This window comes from Roseateles sp. So40a (assembly GCF_048081605.1).
Classification (GTDB): domain Bacteria; phylum Pseudomonadota; class Gammaproteobacteria; order Burkholderiales; family Burkholderiaceae_C; genus Roseateles.
On record NZ_CP182288.1, the window covers coordinates 1,192,723 to 1,215,733 of the forward strand.

Annotated in this window: 17 protein-coding genes; 8 read left to right on the plus strand and 9 right to left on the minus strand. The window is 69.1% G+C overall.

Annotation, left to right across the window (positions count from 1 at the left end; translation table 11 throughout):
- Nucleotides 1-362 precede the first annotated feature (362 nt).
- From ACNI65_RS05520 to mfd, 5 genes are all read right to left on the minus strand, one after another.
- A complete protein-coding gene (locus tag ACNI65_RS05520) occupies nt 363-2,210 on the minus strand; it encodes a putative bifunctional diguanylate cyclase/phosphodiesterase (protein ID WP_416761665.1) in 1,848 nt (615 codons plus the stop codon).
- A 142-nt stretch (nt 2,211-2,352) separates the two neighbouring features.
- Nucleotides 2,353-3,075: a phosphoserine phosphatase SerB gene (serB, locus tag ACNI65_RS05525; RefSeq protein ID WP_416761666.1), complete on the minus strand. Its 723-nt coding sequence runs from the start codon at nt 3,073-3,075 to the stop codon at nt 2,353-2,355.
- Nucleotides 3,076-3,172: 97 nt separating this feature from the next.
- Nucleotides 3,173-3,754, minus strand: a complete 582-nt coding sequence (locus ACNI65_RS05530) for a PIN domain-containing protein (protein ID WP_416761668.1) — start codon at nt 3,752-3,754, stop codon at nt 3,173-3,175.
- On the minus strand, nt 3,741-4,151 hold the full coding sequence (locus ACNI65_RS05535) for a hypothetical protein (protein ID WP_416761669.1): 411 nt from the start codon (nt 4,149-4,151) through the stop codon (nt 3,741-3,743). Before ACNI65_RS05535 ends, ACNI65_RS05530 begins: the two co-directional genes overlap by 14 nt.
- Nucleotides 4,152-4,262: 111 nt before the next feature.
- Nucleotides 4,263-7,730: a transcription-repair coupling factor gene (mfd, locus tag ACNI65_RS05540; protein WP_416761670.1), complete on the minus strand. Its 3,468-nt coding sequence runs from the start codon at nt 7,728-7,730 to the stop codon at nt 4,263-4,265.
- Between the two features lie 210 nt (nt 7,731-7,940).
- Here mfd and ACNI65_RS05545 point away from each other — a divergent pair, with 210 nt between their 5' ends.
- On the plus strand, nt 7,941-9,443 hold the full coding sequence (locus ACNI65_RS05545; protein ID WP_416761671.1) for a ShlB/FhaC/HecB family hemolysin secretion/activation protein: 1,503 nt from the start codon (nt 7,941-7,943) through the stop codon (nt 9,441-9,443).
- A gap of 35 nt (nt 9,444-9,478) precedes the next feature.
- Nucleotides 9,479-12,337 (plus strand): filamentous hemagglutinin N-terminal domain-containing protein, encoded by a 2,859-nt coding sequence (locus ACNI65_RS05550; RefSeq protein ID WP_416761672.1) that lies wholly within the window; start codon nt 9,479-9,481, stop codon nt 12,335-12,337.
- Between the two features lie 18 nt (nt 12,338-12,355).
- Here ACNI65_RS05550 and ACNI65_RS05555 read toward each other — a convergent pair whose 3' ends face one another.
- Nucleotides 12,356-13,423 (minus strand): RNA methyltransferase, encoded by a 1,068-nt coding sequence (locus ACNI65_RS05555; RefSeq protein ID WP_416763578.1) that lies wholly within the window; start codon nt 13,421-13,423, stop codon nt 12,356-12,358.
- Nucleotides 13,424-13,540: 117 nt separating this feature from the next.
- On the opposite strand from ACNI65_RS05555, the gene ispD reads away from it, so the two are divergent.
- Genes ispD through ispF form a run of 3 tightly spaced genes read left to right on the plus strand, consistent with a single transcriptional unit; the run spans nt 13,541 to nt 15,529 of the window.
- A complete protein-coding gene (ispD, locus tag ACNI65_RS05560) occupies nt 13,541-14,272 on the plus strand; it encodes a 2-C-methyl-D-erythritol 4-phosphate cytidylyltransferase (RefSeq protein WP_416761674.1) in 732 nt (243 codons plus the stop codon).
- Nucleotides 14,269-15,024 carry a type I methionyl aminopeptidase gene (gene map / locus ACNI65_RS05565; protein WP_416761676.1) on the plus strand — a complete coding sequence of 252 codons (756 nt, stop codon included), beginning with the start codon at nt 14,269-14,271 and terminating at the stop codon, nt 15,022-15,024. Before ispD ends, map begins: the two co-directional genes overlap by 4 nt.
- Nucleotides 15,025-15,037: 13 nt before the next feature.
- Nucleotides 15,038-15,529: a 2-C-methyl-D-erythritol 2,4-cyclodiphosphate synthase gene (gene ispF, locus ACNI65_RS05570; protein WP_416761678.1), complete on the plus strand. Its 492-nt coding sequence runs from the start codon at nt 15,038-15,040 to the stop codon at nt 15,527-15,529.
- Between the two features lie 135 nt (nt 15,530-15,664).
- On the opposite strand, the gene ACNI65_RS05575 is transcribed toward ispF, so the two are convergent.
- On the minus strand, nt 15,665-16,996 hold the full coding sequence (locus ACNI65_RS05575) for an ATP-binding protein (protein ID WP_416761679.1): 1,332 nt from the start codon (nt 16,994-16,996) through the stop codon (nt 15,665-15,667).
- 112 nt (nt 16,997-17,108) lie between these two features.
- Nucleotides 17,109-17,837, minus strand: coding sequence for a two-component system response regulator OmpR (gene ompR, locus ACNI65_RS05580; RefSeq protein ID WP_416761680.1), 729 nt, complete (start codon nt 17,835-17,837; stop codon nt 17,109-17,111).
- Nucleotides 17,838-18,064: 227 nt separating this feature from the next.
- On the opposite strand from ompR, the gene ACNI65_RS05585 reads away from it, so the two are divergent.
- Nucleotides 18,065-18,826 carry an SIMPL domain-containing protein gene (locus ACNI65_RS05585; RefSeq protein ID WP_416761681.1) on the plus strand — a complete coding sequence of 254 codons (762 nt, stop codon included), beginning with the start codon at nt 18,065-18,067 and terminating at the stop codon, nt 18,824-18,826.
- Nucleotides 18,827-18,903: 77 nt separating this feature from the next.
- Here the strand turns inward: ACNI65_RS05585 and ACNI65_RS05590 are convergent, their stop codons facing one another.
- Entirely contained in the window at nt 18,904-19,674 is a 771-nt protein-coding gene (locus ACNI65_RS05590; protein WP_416761683.1) for a 3-hydroxybutyrate dehydrogenase, read from the minus strand.
- A 48-nt stretch (nt 19,675-19,722) separates the two neighbouring features.
- Between ACNI65_RS05590 and ACNI65_RS05595 the strand changes: the two genes are divergently transcribed.
- Together ACNI65_RS05595 and ACNI65_RS05600 are read left to right on the plus strand one after the other, a co-directional pair.
- On the plus strand, nt 19,723-20,589 hold the full coding sequence (locus ACNI65_RS05595) for an alpha/beta fold hydrolase (protein ID WP_416761685.1): 867 nt from the start codon (nt 19,723-19,725) through the stop codon (nt 20,587-20,589).
- Nucleotides 20,590-20,631: 42 nt separating this feature from the next.
- Nucleotides 20,632-22,905 carry a RelA/SpoT family protein gene (locus ACNI65_RS05600; protein ID WP_416761686.1) on the plus strand — a complete coding sequence of 758 codons (2,274 nt, stop codon included), beginning with the start codon at nt 20,632-20,634 and terminating at the stop codon, nt 22,903-22,905.
- The last annotated feature ends 106 nt before the right edge of the window (nt 22,906-23,011 follow it).

Sequence of the window (23,011 nt, forward strand, 5' to 3'; positions counted from 1 at the left end):
TCCGTCGATTCGTATCCGGAGGAGTCGGACCGGGTGGACGCCAGGCGCTCGAATCGCGGCACTCGGTCCAGCGGGCTGAGATCGGGCATGCGCACGGGCTTCAGGGTGCGCGGCCGGGACAGAGGCTGGAACCGCGGCAGCGGTCTCGGGTCGGGCGCTTGAAGGGCCGCCGAGGCGCGCTCGTCACGCGCTTCGGCGGCAGGGTGGTCCGTGTCGGTCGGCGCGAGGTGGAACGGGGCGGGCGAACGGTGGGCGGGCAGCATGGGCGCGAAGGATTCCGGAAGACATGAGGGGCCCGTGAGTCGGAGTCGTTGACAGAGCGTTCCGGCTTGTCAGGCGACGCGCGCCGACCCGCCACGGTGTCATGCCGACGCGCCGGGATCGGACCACCACGCGGCCAGCCCGTCGGGCGCCATCGGCTTGCCGAAGAGCCAGCCCTGCGCCGCATCGCAGCCCATGCTCAGCAGGATGTCGCGCTGCCCTGCGGTCTCCACGCCCTCGGCCACGACGCTCATGCCCAGCGAGCGCCCGATGCCGATCACCGCGCTCGACAACGCGCGGTCATCCGCGTCGTGCTCCAGGTCGCGCACGAAGCTCTTGTCCAGCTTGAGCTCCGTCACGGGCAGCCGCTTCAGGTAGCTCAGGCTGGAGTAGCCCGTCCCGAAATCGTCGACCGACACCCCGACGCCCATCTCGTGCAACTGCTGCAGCTGCTCACGGGGACGGCTGGTGTCGTCGAGCATCAGCCGCTCGGTGACCTCCAGCGTCAGGTCGCTGGCGGCCAGGCCATGTCGGGCCAGCAGCGCGCGGGCGTGGGCGGCGACGTCATCCTGGTGGAATCGCTGCGGCGAGACGTTGACCGACACGCCCGGCACCGGCACGCCCTGCGCGCGCCAACGTGCCAGCTGGGCGCAGGCCTGGTCCAGCACCCACGCGTCCAGCGCGTTGATCAGGCCGCTTTCCTCGGCGACCGGGATGAAGCGGTCGGGCGGGATCCAGCCGCGCTCGGCGTCCTGCCAGCGCAGCAAGGCCTCCACGCCCACCAGCTGCCGATCCGACAGCCGGATCTTGGGCTGGAAGTGCAGCTGCAGCAGCCGCTGCGACAGCGCTTGCCGCAAGGCCGCCTCGATCTCCAGGCGCTCGTCCAGCGCCTGGTTCATCGCGTGCAGGAAGAAGCGCGCGCAGTCGCGGCCGGCGCGTTTGGCCTCGTACATCGCGATGTCGGCGTTCTTGAGCAACTGATCGAGATCGCCGCCGTCCTTCGGATAGGCGCACACGCCGATGCTGGCGGTCATGAGCACGCGCGCATGGCTGCCATCCAGCGGGATGGGCGTCTCCAGCACCGCGCGCAGCTTGTCGGCCACGCGCATCGCCGCTTCGGCCGTGCATCCGGGCAGCAGCACGACGAACTCATCACCGCCCAGTCGCGCGAGTGTGTCGCTGTCGCGCAGCGCGCCCAGCAGCCGGGAGGCGATGTGCTTGAGCACCAGGTCGCCGACCGCGTGTCCCAGCGAGTCATTGACGGTCTTGAAGCGGTCGATGTCCAGCAGCAGCAGCGCCGCCGGCGTCTCGCTGCGCTGCGCCAGCAGCAGCGCCTGACGGGCGCGGTCCGCGAGCAGCGTGCGGTTGGGCAGCCCGGTGACGCCGTCGAAGTAGGCCAGGCGCTCGATCTCGCGCTGATGCCGGTCATGCATGAACGCGATCTGGCACAGCTGCGTGCAGGCCTGCACCATGCGGCGGTGGAAGGGGGCGGCGCCGCGCGGCTCGCGGTAGTACAGCGCGAAGGTGGCCACCACCAGGTCCGTGCCCAGCAGGATGGGGGTGGACCAGCACGCGGCCAGTCCGTGCGCCTGGGCCAGCGGGCGGAAATCGGTCCACAGCGGATCGGTGGCGATGTCGGTGACCTCGACCGGCTCGCGCCGCCACGCCGCCGTGCCGCAGGAGCCGGTCTGCGGACCGATGTCCAGACCCTCGAGCGCGGCGCTGAACGACGCCGGCAGGCTGGGGGCGGCCAGCGGGTGGACATGGCCGGTGTCATCGATGGAGAGCACCGAGCAGAGCACCTCGGGGGCGAGGGCCTCCACGCCCCGGCACAGCAGGTCCATCACCGCTGCCAGGGGGCGGCCCAGCGCGACGGCTTCCAGCACGTCGCGCTGCAGATGGTCGATGTCGGCCTGATCGTCCGTTCTCGTCGCGTGCTGTTCTCGCATCGCTGGCTCCCTGTGTCCCGGGAGCATGGCAGGGATTCAAGGGCGCTTCAAGCCGCGATTCAACGGGGCAGGGTCAACGGGGCAGGGCCAACGGCCAGGGTCAACGGGGCTGGGTCAACGGGGCACGGTCAACGGAACACCGTCAGCGGAGCACGGTGAGCAGGCGGTCCAGCCCACCGTCATTGATCGCGACCATCGCCTGCTCGCGGACCTTGGGTTTGGCGTGATACGCCACGGACAGGCCCGCCGCGCCCATCATCGGCAGGTCGTTGGCGCCGTCGCCCACCGCGATGCACTGGGCCGGCGTGGCGCCGATGCGCTCGGCGCAGGCCAGCATCATGCGGCGCTTCTCCTCGCCGTCGCAGATGTCGCCCCAATCCTGCATGACGAGCCCGCCGGTGAGCCGGCCGTCGATGATCTCCAGCTCGTTGCTGCGCACGAAGTCCATGCCGAGCTCGGCGGCGACGAAACGCGTGAAGTAGGTGAATCCGCCGGACACCAGCACCAGCTTCAGGCCGGCGGTCTTCAGCGCGGCGCACAGCTCGCGCGCGCCCGAGTTGAAGCGCAGGCGCTCACGCAGCACCTCGGCAAGCGCTTCCTCGCCGACGCCCTTCAGCAGCGCGAGCCGGCGGCGCAGGCTGTCCTTGAAATCGGTGATCTCGCCGCGCATGGCGGCCTCGGTGATCGCGGCGACCTCGGCCTTGCGGCCCGCGGCGGCGGCGATCTCGTCGATGCACTCGATCGAGATCAGCGTCGAGTCCATGTCGAACGCGGCGAGCTTGAAGTCGCTCAGTGCCAGCGGCGGCGTGAAGCCTTGGAGGACGAGCGGCGAGGGAGATTCCGTGGAGGGCGACAAGGAGGTCATGCGAGCGCGGTCTTGAATGCGGAAGATCCCCGCCGCTGATTACCTGGATCAGCCAGCGGGGACGGGCGGGAGCTTAGCGCACTCGCCGAGGCGAGCTTCAGCGTGCATGGGCTGTGGTGTAGCGCGCACTGGGAGCCTGCGACATCCAGAGTGCACGCGAGCGCTCTCGATCGTGAGTCGCGCAGCCCCAACGCGTGCTATAGACGCCGGCGGGCTCCTCCACGCCGCGACGGTGTCGTTGGGTAGCGACTTCCGGCGTTCCCCAAGCCTCCAGCTTCAGGTGTTCAACATGGGAGAGGGCCTTGTCGTCGCTCACCAAGATGGCGCCAAGCGCCATGGCATGAGCGGCGATCGCCATGTCGAACTCCCCCGTCGATTTCCCGATACGCGCCATCTGAGTCCTGATGCATCCATACAGATCGGGGAACCACAGGCCGTCGACAAGATGTTCGACCCGGATGCGACGCATCAGCTCTCGCAGCCTAAGTTCCTTGCGTTGCGAAGGCCTTTTCTCAAGACCGGCAAAGACCTCGGCCTGAACCAATACGCTGATGGCGACTGGCCCTCGAAGTGCATCGAACCGCTTCTGGCAATGGTTGCGCCGCGCCGTCTCGGGTGGGTCCATGAGGTAGCTCACGACGTTCGTATCGAGCATATACAGAGGCTCATCGCGATTCATGTTGAGCCTCCCAAGCATCAAAACGCGCACGGCGGATGAGATCTTCGTCTGGCCCGTCTCCCCAATCGTCGAGCCCCAGGACGCGCGCACGGACGGGTTTCCCATAGTTTTCTGGCAGATAGGGACAGGTGTCGCAACCTTCCCGCGCATGCACTGCCAAGCGCCCGAGTCGCCTGTCTTCACGCAGCATGCGGCTGAAAGGATCAGGACCGACATCCAGGTAGTCGGGCGGAAGATGTCGACAATCGAGGCAGGTCTTCGCGTAGGCGAGACCGCGTTTCTTTCCTGCGATCTCGGCTGCTCGATCGGCCTGATAGGCCTCCTCCTCCGCGTCCTCCTCCGCACGGAGGAGAGTCATCGGATCGGACATATCGACTGTTGGCAGGTGTTGATGCATCGGCTTCTCCCGAAGTTGAGAAGCCGTCAGTCTAGGAATCGAGCATCGATCGCGCACTGACCCGAACTGGTCGACGTGCGTGTCGTCTTCCAGCAGTTCGAGTCAGCGGGCTCAGTCCTGCTTCACCGGCGCGCCCAGCAGCCGCAGCACTTCCCGCACCGCCTGCGCGCGATCCTTGGGATCGGTGAGCGCCTTGTCGATGCGCAGCTTCTCGTTGCCCACGAGCTTGATGTTGCGGTTCTTCTGCACCAGCTCGATCACGCGCATCGCGTCGATCGGCGGATTGGGCCGGAAGTTGATGTTGATCACCGACGGCGCCGCGTCGATCTTCGTCACGCCATACGGCTTGGCCAGCACGCGCAGCCGGTGCGTGTCGAACAGCGTCTGGCCCTGCGCGGGCAGCTTGCCGAAGCGGTCGGTGATCTCCTCGAGCATCGCGTCGATCTGCTCCGCGCGATCCGCCGTCGCCAGCCGCTTGTACAGCGACAGCCGTTGATGAACGTCGCCGCAGTACGCGTCGGGCAGCAGCGCGGGCGCGTGCAGGTTGATCTCGGTGGTGGCGGACAAGGGGCTCAGCAGGTCCGGTTCGCGGCCGGCCTTGAGCGAGCGCACCGCCTCGGACAGCATCTCGTTGTAGAGCTGGAATCCGACCTCCATCATGTTGCCGCTCTGATGCTCGCCCAGCACCTCGCCGGCACCGCGGATCTCCAGGTCGTGCATCGCCAGGTAGAAGCCCGAGCCGAGCTCCTCCATCGCCTGGATCGCGTCCAGGCGCTGCGCGGCCTGCTTGGTCAGGCCCTCGACGTCCGGGACCATCAGGTAGGCATAGGCCTGGTGGTGCGAGCGCCCGACCCGTCCGCGCAACTGGTGCAGCTGGGCCAGGCCGAACTTGTCGGCGCGGCTGATGACGATCGTGTTGGCGCTGGGCACGTCGATGCCGGTCTCGATGATCGTGGAGCACAGCAGCAGGTTGTGCTTGCCGCCGACGAACTCGCGCATGACGCGCTCCAGCTCGCGTTCGGGCATCTGGCCGTGGGCCACGACGATGCGCGCCTCGGGCAGCAGCTCCTCGAGCTTCATGCGCCGGTTCTCGATGGTCTCGACCTCGTTGTGCAGGAAGTAGACCTGCCCGCCGCGCTTGAGCTCGCGCAGCACGGCCTCGCGGATGGTGCCGCTGGTCTCGCCGCGCACGAAGGTCTTGATCGCCAGGCGCCGCTGCGGCGCGGTGGCGATGACGCTCAGGTCGCGCAGGCCCTCCAGCGCCATGCCCAGCGTGCGCGGGATCGGCGTGGCGGTCAGCGTGAGCACGTCGACCTCGGCGCGCATGGCCTTCATCGCTTCCTTGTGGCGCACCCCGAAGCGGTGCTCCTCGTCAATGACGAGCAGGCCCAGACGCTTGAACTTGACCTCGGCCGAGAGCAGCTTGTGCGTGCCGATGACGATGTCGATGGAGCCGTCGGCCAGGCCTTCCATGGCCGCCTTGATCTCCTTGGCGGAGCGGAAGCGGCTCATCTCGGCGACCTTCACCGGCCACCGGCCGAAGCGGTCGGCGATGTTCTGGTAATGCTGCTCGGCGAGCAGCGTGGTCGGGGCGAGCAGCGCGACCTGCTTGCCGCCCATGACCGCGACGAAGGCGGCGCGCAGCGCGACCTCGGTCTTGCCGAAACCCACGTCGCCGCACACCAGCCGGTCCATCGGCTTGGGGCTGATCATGTCCTGGATGACGGCGTGGATGGCGGCGCGCTGGTCGGGCGTCTCCTCGAAGCCGAAACTCGCGGCGAAGGCCTCGTAGTCATGCGGCGAGTAGCGGAACGCGTGGCCCTCGCGCGCGGCGCGGCGGGCGTAGAGGTTGAGCAGCTCGGCGGCGGTGTCGCGCACCTGCTCGGCGGCCTTGCGCTTGGCCTTGTCCCACTGGCCCGAGCCCAGCTTGTGCAGCGGCGCCTCCTCGGCGCTCACGCCGGTGTAGCGGCTGATCAGGTGCAGCTGCGCCACCGGCACGTAGAGCGTGGCCTTGTCGGCGTACTCCAGGTGCAGGAACTCGCTCGGACCCTCGCCCAGGTCGATGTTGATCAGGCCCAGGTAGCGGCCGATGCCGTGGTTCGTGTGCACGACCGGATCGCCGACCTTCAGCTCGGACAGATCCTTGATCAGCGCGTTGACGTCGCTGACCTGCTCCTGCTTGCGGCGCCGGCGCGTGGTGGGCGTCGTGGCGAAGAGCTCGGTCTCGGTGAAGAGCTGGATCTGGCGGCCGTCCTCGGGCTCGAACCAGAAGAAGCCCGCGGCCAGCGGCGCGGCGGTGATCGCGAAGCGCTCGTCCTTGTTGGCCTCGAACTCCGCCAGGTCCTTCACCGAGGGCGGATCGATCTTGTTGTCGCGCAACAGCTCGAGCAGGCTCTCGCGGCGGCCTTCGCTCTCGGCGAGCAGCAGCACGCGGAAGTCGGTGGACTTCAGGTGCGCGGCGAGACGGGCCAGCGGCTCCTGCGCGCCGCGCTCGACGCTGACATCGGGCAGCGGGCGCGCGTAATCGACCGGCTCGCGTCCGCGCACCGACAGCACCGCGTGGCGGTGCGTGGCGCCGAAGAAATCCTCGGGGCGCAGGAAGATCTCCTCGGGCGGGAGGATCGGGCGGTCCGGGTCATGCTGCAGGAAGCGATGGCGCTCGCGCGTGTCGGCCCAGAAGCGCTGCAGCGCCTCGTCGACCTCGCCATGCAGCACGAGGCCGGCTTCGGCGGGCAGGTAGTCGAAGACGCTGGCGACCTCGTCGAAGAACAGCGGGAGGTAGTACTCGATGCCCGCGGTGGCGAGGCCGGTGTCGATGTCCTTGTAGATGCGGGACTTGGTCGGGTCGCCGTCCATCTTCTCGCGCCAGCGCGCGCGGAAGGCCTTGCGCGAGGCCTCGTCCATCGGGAACTCGCGGCCGGGCAGCAGCCGGACCTCGGGCACCGGATACAGCGAGCGCTGCGAGTCCGGATCGAAGACGCGGATCGAGTCGACTTCATCGCCGAACAGGTCCACGCGGTAGGGCACGGGCGAGCCCATCGGGTAGAGGTCGATCAGGCCGCCGCGCACCGCGTACTCGCCGGGCGAGACGACTTGGCTGACGTGCTGGTAGCCGCCCAGCGTGAGCTGCTGCTTGAGGCCGGCTTCGTCCAGGCGCTGCTTCTGACGGAAGTTGAAGGTCGTGGCCGCGAGGAAGGACGGCGGCGCCAGGCGCGTGAGCGCGGTCGTCGCGGGCAGCAGGACGACGTCCAGTTCGCGCTCGGCGGCCGGCTTGCCATTGCCTTGCAGCAGGCGCCACAGCGTGGCCAGGCGCTCGGAGATCAGGTCCTGGTGCGGGCTGAAGCTGTCATAGGGCAGGGTCTCCCAGTCGGGGAAGACGGCCACGCGCAGCTCAGGCGCGAAGAACTTGAGCTCGTCCTCCAGGCGCTGCGTGTCGCCGGGCTCGGCGGTGACCACCAGCGTGAGGCGACCCGCGGCCAGCTGCTGGCGAGCGAAGCGGGCCAGCAGCAGCGCGTCGGCGGAGCCGGTGGGACGGGGCAGGGTGAAGCGTTTGCCGGGAGAGATCGAGGACAGCTGCATGGCGCACAAATGAAGACAGCCCCGGACAGGGGCTCCGGGGAATTGTAGGGAGAGCGGACTGACACCGCCTGGCAAGAGCAGTCGGCGTACCCGGCGCGCGGTTCCTGACGCAGTCGAGGGTGATGTCGCCCCGTGGGAGTGGTGGCCGATGGCGGAGCGACCGCTTGCGGTCATTGGCCCGGGAAGCGCGGCCTCGAAGAATTCCCGGCCATGAACTCTCTCGTATGGATGATGCTGGCCGCGGGCCTGCGACTGGATGGCGTCACGGTGATGGATCCACAGGCGCTGGCGGATGAACTGGCGCCTCAGGTGCGCGCCGATCTCTCCGGGGCCGAGCGCGAGGCCTTGGCGGCGCGGGTCCAGGCGCGGGTGCGCGCGGCCGGGCGGCCGTTCGCCCGTGCGTACCTGCCGCCGCTGACCGACCAGGACCGCGCGGAAGGCGTCGCGCTGCGCATCGGCGTGGTCGAGGGCCGATACGGACGCGTGGAGGTCCGCGGCAATGCCGCGCGCGAGGCGGCGCCCTGGCTGGATGCGCTGCGTCCGGGCCGTCCCATCGGCGATGAACTCGAGCGGCAGGTGCAGGCCCTGTCGCGGCTGCCGGGCGTGGCCGTGGGCGCCGGACTCGGTCCGGGCGACGCGGTGGGCGAGGGCGATGTGGCGCTGGTCGTCGATCAGGCGCGGCGATGGGCGCTGGATGCGCGGCTGGACAACCACGGCAACCGATACGCGGGCCGGGTCCGGGGCAGCGTGGCGGGGCATGCGAACGGACTGCTGCTCTTCGGCGACCGGCTGACCGCGAGCGCGGGCGGCAACAACGGCAAGGGCTGGGACGGCGCCACGGCCTACCAGGTGCCGCTGGGCCGGCGCGGGTCGAGCGTGTCCTTCACGGCGGCCCACCACCATTACCAGCTGGGCGCGGAGTTCGCGCCACTGCGGGCGCAGGGACAGGTGGATTCGGCGGGGCTGATGTCGACGGTGCCGCTGACGACGCGGGGACCGGGCCGTCTGATCTGGCAGCTCGGCCTGGAGGCCCGGCGCATGCGCAACGAGCAGCGATCGGTCGCGATCGAGGACCGGCGGCGCGCGATCGCGATGACGACGGGCCTGCAGGTGGTGGCGTATCCGGCTGCCGGCATGGCGGCGTGGGGCGGCGTGCGGGCGGAGATCGGCGAGCTGCGGTTCCGGGATCCGGTGGCGGCGCGCATGGACCGGCAGTCCGCGCGCACGGCGGGGCAGTACCTCGTGCTGTCGGCCGATGTGGCGCTGCTGAGGCACTGGACCTCGTGGGGGCTGATGCTGCGCGGGAGCGGGCAGATGTCGGACAGGAACCTGGACGGCTCGCGCCAGTTCGCGCTGGGCGGCGCGCGCAGCGTGCGGGCGTGGCCGCTGGGCGAGACCTCGGGCGATCACGGCGCGCTGCTGCAGGCGGAGCTGCGCCATCGATGGCAGTCGCTGGAGCCGTTCGCGTTCCTCGACGCGGGACGGGTGAAGTTCCACCACACCCCCTGGGACACCAGCGCGCGGGGCCAGGCCTTGCCCAGGGGGCGCACGCTGGCCGGTGCCGGCGTTGGTGTGAGGTGGCAGCACGGACCTTGGAGCGCGGAAGGGGCGGCGGGCTGGCGCCTGGCGAGGGAGCCCTGGCACCGGCAGTCCCTCACCGATCCGCGGGCGAAGGCGCCGCAGGTGTGGGTCAGCGTGAGCTATTCGTTGTGAGCGGTGGTGGTGGAGACCAGCATGAGGAGATCGGGATGATGAGGAAGAGCACGTTGGGTGCGAGGACGTGGAGCGGCCTGGTGGCGGCCATGTCAGCGGCGGGGTTGCTGACGCTGGCTGCCGGCGCGCAGGCGCAGTCCGCGAATCTGCCCCAAGGAGAAATCGTTCGGGCGGGGGCCACCGTCGCGATCTCGGGAGTAGGGAAGACGCTGACGATCCAGCATAACGAGAAGTTCGCGCGGGTCGATTGGGACACCTTCAGCATCGGCGCCGATCACACGGTCCAGATCTATCAGGCCAGGGATGCGGTGATCGTCAATCGGGTGACGGGATCGCTGGAGAGCAAGATCGATGGAGCGCTGAACTCGGACGGCACGGTCTATCTCGTCAATCCGAACGGGGTCACCTTTGGGGGGGGTGCGAGGGTCAACGTTGGGGGATTGCTGGTGTCGGGCTTGAGCATCGACGACAGGGACGGGAAGTCGCTGACCAAGGTGCCTACGAAGTTCGTGGGGCCGGGCAATGGCGTCAGAAACGATGGGCACATCAAGGTGCGCGACGGTGGCGTCGCGACCTTCATCGGACGCCTTGTCCTCAACGATGGAAGACTCGAAGCTCCTGGAGCGCGACTCGAATTCGTCGCTGCGAAGGATGCGGTTGGCTCGAAGGAGGATGGTTGGTGGTCTGCAAGCGGGAGGGATGTGGATTCAGGCCTCATCGAGTTCCGCGGCCATGAGGTGCGAGGCCGAGAGATCCGGGCCGTGGCAGCGAATGGGGTCAGCAACAAGGTGACCTTGGCGACCGAACCAGCGGGTCGGATTGCACTGCTCGCGGAAGATGGCGACGTAGATGCCTTTGCGCCGATCCAGAGTCCCGGAGGGATGGTCCGCATCAAGGCGAAGGACAGCGTCAGACTTTCAACGATCGAGGCGGAGCAGCTGGAGATCGACGGTCCCGTCAGCGCCAGCTTCCAGGCGCTCGACAAGAACTTCGACGGAACGAACATCGCGCTGATAGGGGACAGCCCTGAGTTCCAGGGCCTCCTCCCTCTACTAAGTGGCAGCAATCTGAAGCTCGCCACACGCTTCCACTTCGAGGACGCCCAAGTCGGTGAGGGCAAGCGCGTGACCGGCACCCTGGTCGTGACGGGATTCAACGGCAACAAGGAGGCGTTGATCCCGATACGGGGCGAAAGCCGTGCTGCCATCCGGGAGGCCGGACTGCCTGCCGGCTTCACGACGCGCTGGGGTGAAGTCGCTTTCAACAACGACGATCCTTACCGTCTGGTGGTGACGCAGTCGTCGCCGGTGGCCAAGATCGATTGGCAGTCCTTCAACATCGCCAGACACCACGAGGTGAGCATCGTCCAGCCGGATGCGGCGGCATTCATGGTTCATCGCGTCACGGGGACCACCGCGAGCCAGATCGACGGCAGGCTGAGCGCGAATGGCCGGGTCTTCATCGTGAACCCGCGAGGGATCACCTTCGGAGGAGGCGCTCAGCTGAATGCCGCCGGACTTGTTGCCTCGACACTGGGCGTGACGGACGAGGCGATGACATCGATGGCCCCGGTGCTGGAGCTCTCCGGGCCGAGCGCGCCGCTCGTTCAGAACGGCGCGATCCGCGTGAAGGAAGGCGGTGTGCTCACGCTGGTCTCAGGCAAGGAAATGGATCAGGTGGGGACCTTGAGCGCACCGTCGGGCGCGATCCATCTGGCGGCGGCTGAACGCGTGGTGCTCGATGCCTCGGGGCGTCTGGAAGACGTGTCGGGCGCGTTCCAGCGGTTGGGGCATCCCGGCATCTCGTCGGCGTCGAACGGCGAGGTGTCCATCGTCGCGGGAGGGGATCACAGCCGCCCCCTTGAGGTGGGTGGCACTGTCGAGGCGTCGGGCTCCGGTCGCATCGCGCTGCGAAGCGCGGGACCGCATCTTCATCTGAGCGGCAAGCTCCGACCGGGGCGGTCCTTGCTCATCGATGAGGGGGTCTGGCAAGTCACGAGTGAATCCGCCCAAGGTGCTCTCGCCTCCGGCTTTCTTGAGACCTGGCTCAATGAAGGCGTCGATGTCGAGTTCCGCCGGATCAACTATGAAAACTTTTTCTTCACGAACGACGTCGCCGCGAAATCAGCCGCGACCGCAAAGCTGACGGTGCGAGGCAACATCGACGTCTATGCCGCCATCCACATGGGCGCGGGGCATCTGGAGTTCCTGGACGGCACGGTGTTGCAGAGCGCCCCCATCAGCGCACCGGGCGGCAGCGTCACGATCGCGGGCACCGAGGCGAAGTTGCATCAGATCCACGCTGGACGCCTCACGATTCGCACGCCTGCCGACATCCAGTTCCGGGCCAGGGACAAGGTGCAGGACGGAACCCGGACCGCGCAGGTCGATGACGTGAAGATCTCCGGCGTCGAACTGCGCAAGGAGAGCAATCTGCGTCTGGTCCAGAGCTTCGAGTTCGACTCACCGGAGGAGGGGCTTCGGTATGTGGCCCCCAGCCTCGAGATCACGGGCTTCAACGGTGATGCCAAGGCCTCGATCCCCGTCTACGGCCACGCGCACGCTCGCATCCTTCCGAAGGAGCCCACCATGCCGCAGCCACAGCCACAGCCGCAGCCGCAGCCGCAGCCAGAGCTGAAGCCGCAGCCGCAGCCGCAGCCTGGAGTGAATCCCGAGGTGACGGCGCCGGAGGTGACGGTGACCGTGCGGCCGTCGGTCCTGCCTCTGGCGGCGCGCCTGGCGCGTGACTGCGCCCTGCAGGCGACCCCGCGCCGAGCCGCCTGCGACGACCATCAGCCTGAGGCCGAGGATCAGATCGTGCCCGCCAGGGCGCGTCCCGCCACGGGCGGCATCCGGCTGCCCGCCGACGCCCAGCCGGCACGGCCTTCGCGCTGAAGCTTGGTCCGCCGACGCTCAGTCCGCCGGCCGGACCGAGATGGGGATCGAGATCGCCTGGCGCGCCTCGCGCATCGTCATCGGCGTGGCCGCCAGGCTGCGCGCCCGCAACTGGCCGCAGCCGCCGTCCACGTCCTGTCCCGCTGAATCCCGCAGCTTGGTCAGCACGCCGCGCTCATGCAGCCGTCGCGCGATGTCGCGCGCCTTGTCCCAGTCGGGGCGCACGTACGGCAGCTCGGGGACGCTGTTGTACGGAATCATGTTCAGCACGCCGAATCGCCCGCGCAGCAGCTCGACGATCCCTTCGAGCTCGTCCTCGCCGTCGTTGACGCCTTCGATCAGCGTCCACTGGTACTGGATCGGATACCCGGTCTCGCGCGCGTAGCGCTCGCCGGCCTCGACGAGCTCACGCGGCGTCAGCCGCGGCGCGCGCGGCAGCAATTCGCGGCGCAGCGCCGGCTTGGTCGTGTGCAGCGACAGCGCCAGCGCCGGCTTCACCGGCCCGGCCGCGAGGCGCTCGAACGCGCGCAGGTCGCCGACCGTCGAGAACACCAGGTTCTTGTGGCCGAGGTTGCCCTCCAGCCCGAGCAGCGTGATCGCCTCCATCACCGCGTCCAGGTTGTGCGTGGGCTCGCCCATGCCCATGAACACGACCTTCCTGACGACGCGCTCGCGTCGCGCCAGCGCCACCTGCGCGACGATTTCCGCGCTGGTGACCTGGCGCAGCAGCCCGTCCTTGCCGGTCATGCAGAAGCGGCATCCCACCGCGCACCCGACCTGGCTGGAGACGCACAGGCCGTCGCGTGGCAGCAGCACGCTCTCCACCGTCTGTCCGTCGCGCAGCCGCACGAGCAGCCGAGCCGAACCGTCCTCGCCGGGATGGCGCTCGGCCAGCGTCGCGAGCCCGTGCAGCTCGTCCATCAGCGCCGGCAGCGCGTCGCGCACGCCCTGGGGCAGGTAATGCTCGAGCTTGCGCCGGCCCTCGGTCAGCGGCCGGGCCTGGACCCAATGACGCAGCACGCGCCCGATGTGGGCGTCGTTGGCGCCCAGCGCGGCCAGGCGTCGGTGGATGTCGGCGATGGTGATCACGGGGCGAATTTTCGTCGATTGGCGCGGGCGGTACTGCCCCCGCCGCTGCCCCTCACCCCCCGCCCTCTCCCGCAAGCAGGCGAGGGAGTTCATGCCTCCCTACAATCGCGCCCCATGAGTTCCTTTCCCATCGGCCTGACCCCGCGCTGCTACGCGCTGGTGCCGGCCGCGGGCATCGGCAGCCGCTCCGGCGCCGACCGCCCCAAGCAGTACGTGACGCTGGCCGGCCGCGCCCTGATCGCCCACACGCTGGCGGCGCTGGACGCGGTGCCGCGCGTCGCGGCCACGCTCGTGGTGCTGTCGCCCGAGGACGACCAGTTCGAGTCCGCCGTGCCCGGTTTCGCCGGCGAGCGCGGCTGGGTCGCGCGCAGCGGCGGCGCCACGCGCGCGGACACCGTCGCCGCGGGCCTGCAGGCGCTGCGCGAGCGCGGCGCCCAGCCCCACGACTGGGTGCTGGTGCATGACGCCGCCCGCTGCCTGCTCCGTCCCGAATGGGTGGACGCGCTGATCGACGCCTGCGAGGACGACGAGGTCGGCGGGCTGCTCGCGCTGCCGGTCGCCGACACGCTCAAGGACGCCGTGATCGCCGATGGCGCCGGCGTGCCTCGCGTCGCCGCCACCGTGGACCGCCGCGGCAAATGGGCCGCGCAGACGCCGCAGATGTTCCGCCTGGGCCTGCTGGCCCCGGCGCTGGCCGGGCCGCTGGACGGCATCACCGACGAGGCCAGCGCCATCGAGGCCCTGGGGCATGCGCCCCGGCTGGTCGAGGCCTCGATGGAGAATTTCAAGGTCACCTATCCCGCCGACTTCGCGTTGGCAGAACGCCTGTTGAGGAGCCGCGCATGACTGTCGACACCGAAGAAGACCTGCAGGGCCTGAAGGCCGTCGGCGAGGTCGTCGCCACCGTGCTGCGCCGCATGCTCGACGCGATCCAGCCCGGCATGACCACGCGCGAGCTCGACGACATGGGCACGCGCTGGCTCGAGGAGTACGGCGCGAAGTCCGCGCCGCGCGTGATGTACGACTTCCCCGGCACCACCTGCATCTCCATCAACGAGCAGGCCGCGCACGGCATCCCCGGAGACCGCGTCATCAAGAAGGGCGACATCGTCAATGTGGACGTGTCGGCCGAGATGAACGGCTACTTCGGCGACACGGGCGGCACGCGCATCGTCCCGCCGACCACGCCCACGAAGACGCAGCTCGTCTTCGCCGCGCAGTACGCGCTGGAGCAGGCGATGAAGGAAGTGAAGACCGGCGCGCGGCTCAACCGCATCGGTCACGCGATCGAGCGCGTGGCCAAGGCCCACAAGTTCAAGATCATCGAGAACCTGTGCAGCCACGGCGTGGGCCGCTCGCTGCACGAGGAGCCCAAGTCCATTCCCGGCTACTACGACCCGAGCGACACCCGCATCCTGACCGAGGGCATGGTCATCACGATCGAGCCCTTCCTCTCGACCAAGAGCAGCTGGGTCGACGAGGAGGCCGACGGCTGGACGCTGTCCGGCGTCAAGGGCAACCTCTCGGCCCAGTTCGAGCACACGATGGTCGTCACCCGCAACGGGCCGATCATCCTGACGAATCCGCTCCCGCATTGAACCGCCACGCGCCATGCATCTGAACTTCCGCATCGGGGAGGGCTGGGACACGCACCAGCTCGTCACCGGCCGTCCGCTCATCCTGGGCGGCATCACGATCCCGCACACCCACGGCCTGCTGGGCCATTCGGACGCGGACGCGCTCGCGCACGCGCTGACCGACGCGCTGCTGGGCGCGGCCGCGCTCGGCGACATCGGCAAGCTGTTCCCCGACACGGCCGCCGAGTTCAAGGGCGCCGATTCGATGGTGCTGCTCGAGGAGGCCTATCGCCGCGTGAAGGACCTGGGGTGGGTCATCGGCAACGTCGATACGACGATCATTGCGCAGCAGCCCAAGATGGCGCCGCATATCCCGGCCATGCGTCAGCGTTTGGCTGAGGTGCTGGGCATCGATCCGGGGCAGGTCAACGTCAAGGCCAAGACGGCCGAGAAGTTGGGGCCGGTCGGCGAGTTGAAAGCGATCGAGGCGCGGGCGGTCTGCCTGCTGGTGCGCGCCGACACTTGATGAAAGGCTCCTAGGCCCCCTCGCCCGCGAAGCGGGAGAGGGCGGGGGGTGAGGGCTCTGGGAAGGCCTCCGTGCCCTGCCACGAGCCCTCACCCCAACCCCTCTCCCGCTCCGCGGGCGAGGGGCTGCACTGGCTCAAACGCTCGCGCGCTTGAGCCGCAGCTGCGCGACGAAGCCGCTGTCGTCGGCGTTGGACAGGCGCAGGTGCGCGCCCAGGCGCTGCACCGATTTCTCCACGATCGCCAGCCCCAGCCCCGCGCCCGTCGCCGCCGTGCGCGCGGTGTCGCCCCGGTAGAACGGCGTCGTCAGCTTGGACAGCTTGTCCGGCGGCACGCCCGGTCCGTGGTCGCGCACCGTCAGCAGCACCCAGGCGCTGTCGGCCTCGGCGGTGACGTCCACGCGCGCGGGCTCGTCGCCATGATGGCCGTACCGGCGCGCGTTCTCGAACAGGTTCAGCAGGATCCGCCCCAGCTCCGTCGGGTCGGTCCAGATGCGCAACGCCGCGGACAGCCGCACGCTGATCACGATCTGCTGCGGATCGCGGAAGCCCTGCGCCTCGCGCTCCACCAGCTCGCGCAGGTTGAGCGCCTGCAGCTGCAGCTCGCTCGGACGCGCGTAGTCCATGAACTTGTTGATGATCGCGTCGAGCTGGTCGATGTCCTGCGCGATGTAGGTCCGCGCCTGCTCGTCGTTGACGCTCATCTCCGCTTCCAGCCGCAGCCGCGCCAGCGGCGTGCGCAGGTCATGCGAGATGCCCGCCAGCATCACGCTTCGGTCCTCTTCCATCTTGGCGAGCTCGCGCGCCATCCGGTTGAAGCCCATGTTGACCTCGCGGATCTCGCTCGTGAGCGTGCTTTCGTCCAGGCGCGAGTCGTACTCGCCCTCGCGGATGCGGCTCGCGGCGATGGACAGCTCGCGCAGCGGCTGGTTGATCAGCCGCGCGATCGCAGCGGCGCCCAGCAGCGACGCGCCCAGCGCGATCGCGATCCACCACCAGTTGCTGGAGAAATTGGCCTGCAGCGGCGCGGGATTGGTCTGGAGCCAGAACTGGTCCGGGCCGACGTCGAAGCGCACCCACAGCCCCGGCACACCGTTCAGGCCGCTGGCCAGCACCGTCTGCGGCCCGAGCCGCGACACGAGCTCCTTGCGCAGCCGCTGCGCGAAGGGCGAGTTCTCGTAGGGCAGCCAGCGATCGGTGGCCTCGGCCACCTCGACCGACACCGCCTCGCTGCGCGCCAGCGACTTGACCACCGCCACGCGGTTGATCGCGTCGGTGCTGGACAGCGCCACGCGCGACAGGTTCACCAGCCCGGCGAGCTGCTGCGCGGCCTCCAGCGCCTTGGGTTCGGCCTCCAGGGCCTTGAAGGTCTGCTGCCAGGCCAGCACGCCCGCGGCCAGCAGCAGCGCCAGCAACGCGAAGGTGCGCCAGAACAGGTTGAGCGCCAGGCGGGGAGTGGTCACAGGCATCGGGATCCATCAACAGCGGACGACCGGGCACCGTCGCCGATGCCCGGACATGCTCGCACGGCGCGATGCGCGCCGCGCGGGCGATGAAGGCAGCCAGGGCGGCCAGGGACGCTCAGGCCGCCTCGTCCGGCACGAACACGTAGCCCACGCCCCAGACGGTCTGGATGAAGCGCGGCTGCGCCGGATCCTCTTCCAGCAGCTTGCGCAGGCGCGAGACCTGCACGTCCAGGCTGCGATCGAACGGTTCGAACTCGCGGCCGCGCGCCAGCATCGCGAGCTTGTCGCGCGACAGCGGCTGACGCGGATGCCGCACCAGCGCCTTGAGCATCGAGAACTCGCCCGTGGTCAGCGGCACCGGGTCGCCGTTCTTGGCCAGGCGGCGCAGCGCCAGATCGAACTCGAACGGGCCGAACTGGACCGTCATCGGTTCCTTGGACGGCGCGCCCGGCGCCTCTGGCGGCGGACGGCGGCGCAGCACCGCGTTGATGCGGGCCAGCAGCTCGCGCGGATTGAACGGCTTCGCGAGGTAGTCGTCGGCGCCGACCTCCAGCCCGACGATGCGGTCCACTTCCTCGACCTTGGCGGTCAGCATGATGATCGGCGTGCTGTCGCCCGCGGCGCGCAGCCGGCGGCAGATCGACAGGCCGTCCTCGCCCGGCAGCATCAGGTCCAGGACGATCAGGTCCACTGTCTCGCGCGTCAGCTGCTTGTTCAAGGCCTTGCTGTCCTCGGCCAGCAGGACCTCGAAGCCTTCCTGCGCCAGATAGCGGCGCAGCAGGTCGCGGATGCGGGCATCGTCGTCCACGACCAGGATGCGGTTAGGGCGGGTTGTGCTTTGCATGGCGGCCACTCCGGAATTTGTAACAGCGGGACTGTAAGCGCTGTTTTTCGGCTTGTTTGCGGGATGCAGCAGTCCTTACTGGATGGTTACATCTTTTGTAACAGGGGTGGGAGAGTCCCCACAAGAGGCCAACCAATGACCTACAAAAGTCGTTCGCAAGGCGTCAACCGTGACGGTTTCCTCACCCGTTATGCTGGCTCCCCCGAGGACTCTCCGTAGGAACCCGAATGATCAAAAGCTCCAAGACGCTGTCCCGCACCCTGAGCGCCGCTGGCGCGACCGCGGTGGTCGCGGTGGCCGCCATTGCCGCGACGCCCGCGATGGCCCAGGCCCAGGCCGCCCGCACCGACGTGCTGTCGCTGAGCGCGTCGGCCACGACCGAGGTGACCCGCGACCTGCTGCAGCTGCGCTTCTCCACCACCCGCGAGGGCAAGGACGCGACGGCGGTGCAGAACGAGCTCAAGCAGGCGCTGGACGCCGCGCTGGCCGAGGCCCGCAAGGTGGCCAAGCCGGGGCAGGTCGACCTGCAGGCGGGCAATCTGTCCGTCTATCCGCGTTACGGCCAGACCAAGCCGGGCGCGAACGGCCAGCCACAGATCACCGGCTGGCAGGGCAGCGTGGAGCTGCTGGTGCAGGGCCGCGACATGGAGGCCATCTCCAAGTTGAGCGGCCGGATCCAGTCGCTGGCCATCGCCAACGTCAGCTACGGGCTGTCGCGCGAGGCCCGCGAGAAGGCCGAGGGCGAGGTCGTCTCGCAGGCGATCGCCAGCTACAAGGCCAAGGCCTCGATCTACGCGCAGCAGTTCGGGTATTCCGGCTACCGCGTCGGCGAGGTCAGCGTGAACGCCGACCAGCCCATGCCGGTGATGGCCGCGCCGATGGCGCGCTTCAAGACCATGGCGGCCAGCGCCGATGAGGCGCTGCCGGTGGAATCGGGCAAGGCCACCGTCACGGTCAATGTCAACGGCAACGTCGTGATGACGCGCTGATCGACGTCGACTCCCCATGAAGCAACGCCCGACGATGTCGGGCGTTGTTCATTGGACGGGGGCCTGGGTGAGATCCCTTACTGGGCCGTCCAGCCGCCGTCCATCGCCCAGGCCTGGCCGCGCACGTTGACCGCCGCGTCCGAGCACAGGAACACCGTCAGCGCGCCCAGCTCCTCGGGCGTGGTGAACTGCAGCGAGGGCTGCTTCTCGGCGAGCAGCTGGCGCTTGGCCTCGGCGGGGTCGAGCTTTTCCTTCTCGCTGCGCGCGTCGATCTGCTTCTGCACCAGCGGCGTGAGCACCCAGCCCGGGCAGATCGCGTTCACGGTGACGGGCAGCGTGGCGGTTTCCAGCGCCGCGGCCTTGGTCAGACCCACCAGCCCGTGCTTGGCGGCCACGTAGGCCGACTTGCCTGCCGAGGCCACCAGCCCGTGCGTCGAGGCGATGTTGACGATGCGTCCCCACTGCTTCTTCTTCATGCCGGGCAGCGCCAGGCGCATTGTGTGGAACGCCGAGCTCAGGTTGATCGCCAGGATCGCATCCCACTTCTCGGGCGGGAACTCGTCGACATTGGCCACGTGCTGGATGCCGGCGTTGTTCACGAGGATGTCGCAGCCGCCGAAGTCCTGATCGATGTAGGCCATCATGGCCTCGATCTCGGCGGGCTTGCTCATGTCCGCGCCGTGGTAACCGACCTTCACGCCCAGCGCCTCGACCTGCGCCTTGGGCCCCTCGTGGTCGCCGAAACCGTTGAGCACGATGTTGGCGCCTTCCTTGGCGAGGGTCAGGGCAATCCCCAATCCGATGCCGCTCGTGGAGCCGGTGACCAGGGCCGTCTTGCCTTTCAACATGCCGCGTCCTCTTCAGGGTTGTTAGGATGGGTGCAAAGGATACGAGCGATGTCTGAACCCTTGTTGAAAAAAGTCCAGGCGCTGAGCCCCTGTGGCCTTCACCGGGTCGCGTATTGGGAGTGGGGGCAGTCCGACAACCCGCGGGTGCTGGTCTGCGTGCACGGGCTGTCGCGGCAGGGCCGCGACTTCGACGTGATCGCGCAGCGCCTGAGCAACCGCTTCCGGGTCATCTGCCCGGACGTGGTGGGCCGGGGGGAGTCCGAATGGCTGGGCGATCCTCGCAACTACCAGCTGCCGCAGTACGTCTCCGACATGGTCACGCTGCTGGGCCGCGTCGGCGCGGCGCAGGTGGACTGGCTGGGCACGTCGATGGGCGGGCTGATCGGCCTGGCGCTGGCGGCGATGCCGTCCAGCCCGATCAAGCGGCTGATCCTCAACGACGTGGGCCCGACGATCGAGTTCGTCGCGCTGCAGCGCATCGCGAGCTACCTGGGCCGGGCGCCGCAGTTCGAGAACTGCCAGCAGGGCGCGGATTACCTGCGCGGCATCTCGCAGGGCTTCGGGCCGCACACGGACCAGCAGTGGCTGGCGCTGTCGCGCGCGATGTTCAAGCCTGACGGCGACCGCTGCCGGCTGCATTACGACCCGCGCATCGGCCAGGGCCTGGCCGGTCTGACGCCGGAGCTGGCCAAGGCCGGTGAGGCGCAGCTTTGGGCGGCGTACGACGCGGTGCGCTGTCCGACGCTGCTGCTGCGCGGCGGCGAGTCGGACCTGCTCACCCGGGCGACCGCCGAGCAGATGACGCAGCGCGGCCCGCGCGCCGAGCTGCACGAGTTCCCAGGAGTCGGCCACGCGCCGACGCTGGTGCAAGAAGAACAGATCCAGGTGGTGGAGCGATTCCTCGACCGCGGATGACGTCCCGGCGGCGCAGGCCGCGCGGACACGGATGAACGACGAATGAAGACGGAACTGGGGCTGCGGCAGGATCAGGCGGCGCCCATCGTGGCCCTGCTGGACGGGGACTTGCCTCACCGGCTGCCGGCGGCGCCGCCGCGCGCCGAGGAAGCGCTGGACCCGGTGCGCCGGGCGCGCGCGTTCGCGGAGCCGCTGCTGGCCGATCACCTGCTCGACACCGGCGAGCCCGCGCTGCACCACGCCGACGGCGTGGCGGCCATCCTCGCCGGCGTGGGCGCGGCGCCCTCGATGCAGGCGGCGTCCTACCTGGTCTATGCCGGCGACTACCTGAACAAGCCCGAGGAGATCGTCGCCAAGGCCTTCGGCGAAAGCGACGCGAGCCTGGTCGCGCACACGCGGCGGCTGGTGCAGATCCAGCGCGCCGCGCGCGAGGCCCGCGTCGAGGAGCAGCGCCGCCAGGAGCAGACCGAGCTCGTGCGCAAGATGCTGCTGGCGTTCTCGCGCGACCTGCGCGTGGTGCTGCTGCGTCTGGCCTCGCGGCTGCAGTCGCTGCGCTGGTACGCGGCGACGAAGACGCCATGCCCGCGCGAGCTCGCGGCGGAATCGCTGCAGGTGTTCGCACCGCTGGCCAACCGGCTGGGCATCTGGCAGATCAAGTGGGAACTGGAGGACCTGGCCTTCCGCTTTTTGGAGCCGGAGCAGTACCACCAGCTCGCCAAGGGCCTGCACGAGAAGCGCGTCGAGCGCGAGCAGTCGGTGGAGTCGGTGCGCGCGGCACTGGAGCGCGAGCTGCAGGCGCTGGGCATCGACGCGCAGGTGCAGGGCCGGCCCAAGCACCTGTACAGCATCGCCAAGAAGATGCGCGGCAAGGGGCTGACGCTGGAACGTGTCTTCGACCTGCGCGCGCTGCGCGTGGTGGTGCCCGAGGTGGCGGACTGCTACGCGGTGCTGGCGCGGCTGCATGAGCTCTATCGGCCGGTGGACGGCGAGTTCGACGACTACATCGCGCGGCCCAAGGCCAACGGCTACCAGTCGCTGCACACGGTGGTGATCGCCGCGGATGGCCGGCCGATGGAGGTCCAGATCCGCACTCGCGCCATGCACGAGCACGCCGAGCACGGCGTGGCCGCGCACTGGGCCTACAAGGAGGCGGGCACCAAGGGCTACGCGGGCGTGAGCGCTGCGGGCGAGTTCGAGGAACAGGTCGCGCAGGCGCGCAAGGCGGTGCTGCGCCAGCTGCTGGCGTGGGAGCGCGATTACGTCGCCGAGAGCGGCCCCAGCTTCGACGACCGCATCTATGTCTTCACGCCGCAGGCGACCGTGGTGGAGCTCTGCGCGGGCGCGACGGCGGTGGACTTCGCGTACGCGGTGCACACGGACCTGGGTCATCGCTGCCGCGGCGCGAAAGTCGACGGCCAGATGGTGCCGCTGAACACGCCGCTGCAGAGCGGACAGACGGTGGAGATCGTCGCGCTGAAGGAGGGCGGTCCGTCGCTGGACTGGCTGAATCCGGAGCTCGGCTATCTGCAGAGCCAGCGCAGCAAGGCGAAGGTCCGCGCGTTCTTCAACGCGCAGGTGCAGACCCACACGATCGCCAAGGGCCGCGAGCTCGTCGAGAAGCTGCTGCAGCGCGAAGGCAAGACGGCGATCAAGCTGGACGATCTCGCCGGGCGGCTCGGTTTCAAGAGCGCGGACGCGCTGTTCGAGGTCGTCGGCAAGGACGAATACTCGCTGCGCAACATCGAGACGCTGCTGCGTCCGCCGGTGCCGGAGGCGGACGAGGAAGAGCTGCTCGTCCAGAAGCACACGAAGGGCGCGGTCGGGGAAGGGCGCACGCCCAAGGGCGGCGTGCTGGTGGTGGGCGTGGATTCGCTGCTGACCAGCCTGGCGCGCTGCTGCCGGCCCGCGCCGCCCGATCTGATCACCGGCTACGTGACGCGCGGCAAGGGCGTGGCGATCCACCGGGTGGATTGCGCGAACCTGCGGCAGATGGCGCAGGCCGCGCCGGAACGCGTGATCGCGGTGGCCTGGGGCGAACCCGCGCCGGACCGTGCCGGCAAGGGCGCGCTGTATCCGGTGGACCTGGTCGTCGAGGCGACGGACCGGCCGGGGCTGTTGCGCGACGTGCTGGAGCTGTTCGCAAAGGACAAGCTGCACGTGATCTCGGTGAACCAGCAGAGCGGCAAGGGCAAGCCGGCGCGCAGTGATCTTTCGCGGATGAACTTCACGGTGGAGGTCAGCGACGCGCAGCGCCTGCAGGGCACGCTGGTCGCGTTGTCGCAGGTGAACGGCGTGCGCAGCGCGCGGCGGCGCTGAGGGCGTCGGATCGTCGAGGGCGCGGAGGACGTTGAGGCCGTTCGGTTCGGTGGCGGGCGTGAGGAGTGGACGAGGCGGGCGGTTGCCGATCTTTTTCTTGTGCGTT

Excerpts from the sequence above, each read along its gene's own strand:
- ACNI65_RS05520 (WP_416761665.1), bottom strand. The coding sequence starts at position 2,210 with ATGCGAGAACAGCACGCGACGAGAACGGACGATCAGGCCGACATCGAC.
- serB (WP_416761666.1), bottom strand. The coding sequence starts at position 3,075 with ATGACCTCCTTGTCGCCCTCCACGGAATCTCCCTCGCCGCTCGTCCTC.
- ACNI65_RS05530 (WP_416761668.1), bottom strand. The coding sequence starts at position 3,754 with ATGAATCGCGATGAGCCTCTGTATATGCTCGATACGAACGTCGTGAGC.
- ACNI65_RS05535 (WP_416761669.1), bottom strand. The coding sequence starts at position 4,151 with ATGCATCAACACCTGCCAACAGTCGATATGTCCGATCCGATGACTCTC.
- mfd (WP_416761670.1), bottom strand. The coding sequence starts at position 7,730 with ATGCAGCTGTCCTCGATCTCTCCCGGCAAACGCTTCACCCTGCCCCGT.
- ACNI65_RS05545 (WP_416761671.1), top strand. The coding sequence starts at position 7,941 with ATGAACTCTCTCGTATGGATGATGCTGGCCGCGGGCCTGCGACTGGAT.
- ACNI65_RS05550 (WP_416761672.1), top strand. The coding sequence starts at position 9,479 with ATGATGAGGAAGAGCACGTTGGGTGCGAGGACGTGGAGCGGCCTGGTG.
- ispD (WP_416761674.1), top strand. The coding sequence starts at position 13,541 with ATGAGTTCCTTTCCCATCGGCCTGACCCCGCGCTGCTACGCGCTGGTG.
- map (WP_416761676.1), top strand. The coding sequence starts at position 14,269 with ATGACTGTCGACACCGAAGAAGACCTGCAGGGCCTGAAGGCCGTCGGC.
- ispF (WP_416761678.1), top strand. The coding sequence starts at position 15,038 with ATGCATCTGAACTTCCGCATCGGGGAGGGCTGGGACACGCACCAGCTC.
- ACNI65_RS05575 (WP_416761679.1), bottom strand. The coding sequence starts at position 16,996 with ATGCCTGTGACCACTCCCCGCCTGGCGCTCAACCTGTTCTGGCGCACC.
- ompR (WP_416761680.1), bottom strand. The coding sequence starts at position 17,837 with ATGCAAAGCACAACCCGCCCTAACCGCATCCTGGTCGTGGACGACGAT.
- ACNI65_RS05585 (WP_416761681.1), top strand. The coding sequence starts at position 18,065 with ATGATCAAAAGCTCCAAGACGCTGTCCCGCACCCTGAGCGCCGCTGGC.
- ACNI65_RS05590 (WP_416761683.1), bottom strand. The coding sequence starts at position 19,674 with ATGTTGAAAGGCAAGACGGCCCTGGTCACCGGCTCCACGAGCGGCATC.
- ACNI65_RS05595 (WP_416761685.1), top strand. The coding sequence starts at position 19,723 with ATGTCTGAACCCTTGTTGAAAAAAGTCCAGGCGCTGAGCCCCTGTGGC.
- ACNI65_RS05600 (WP_416761686.1), top strand. The coding sequence starts at position 20,632 with ATGAAGACGGAACTGGGGCTGCGGCAGGATCAGGCGGCGCCCATCGTG.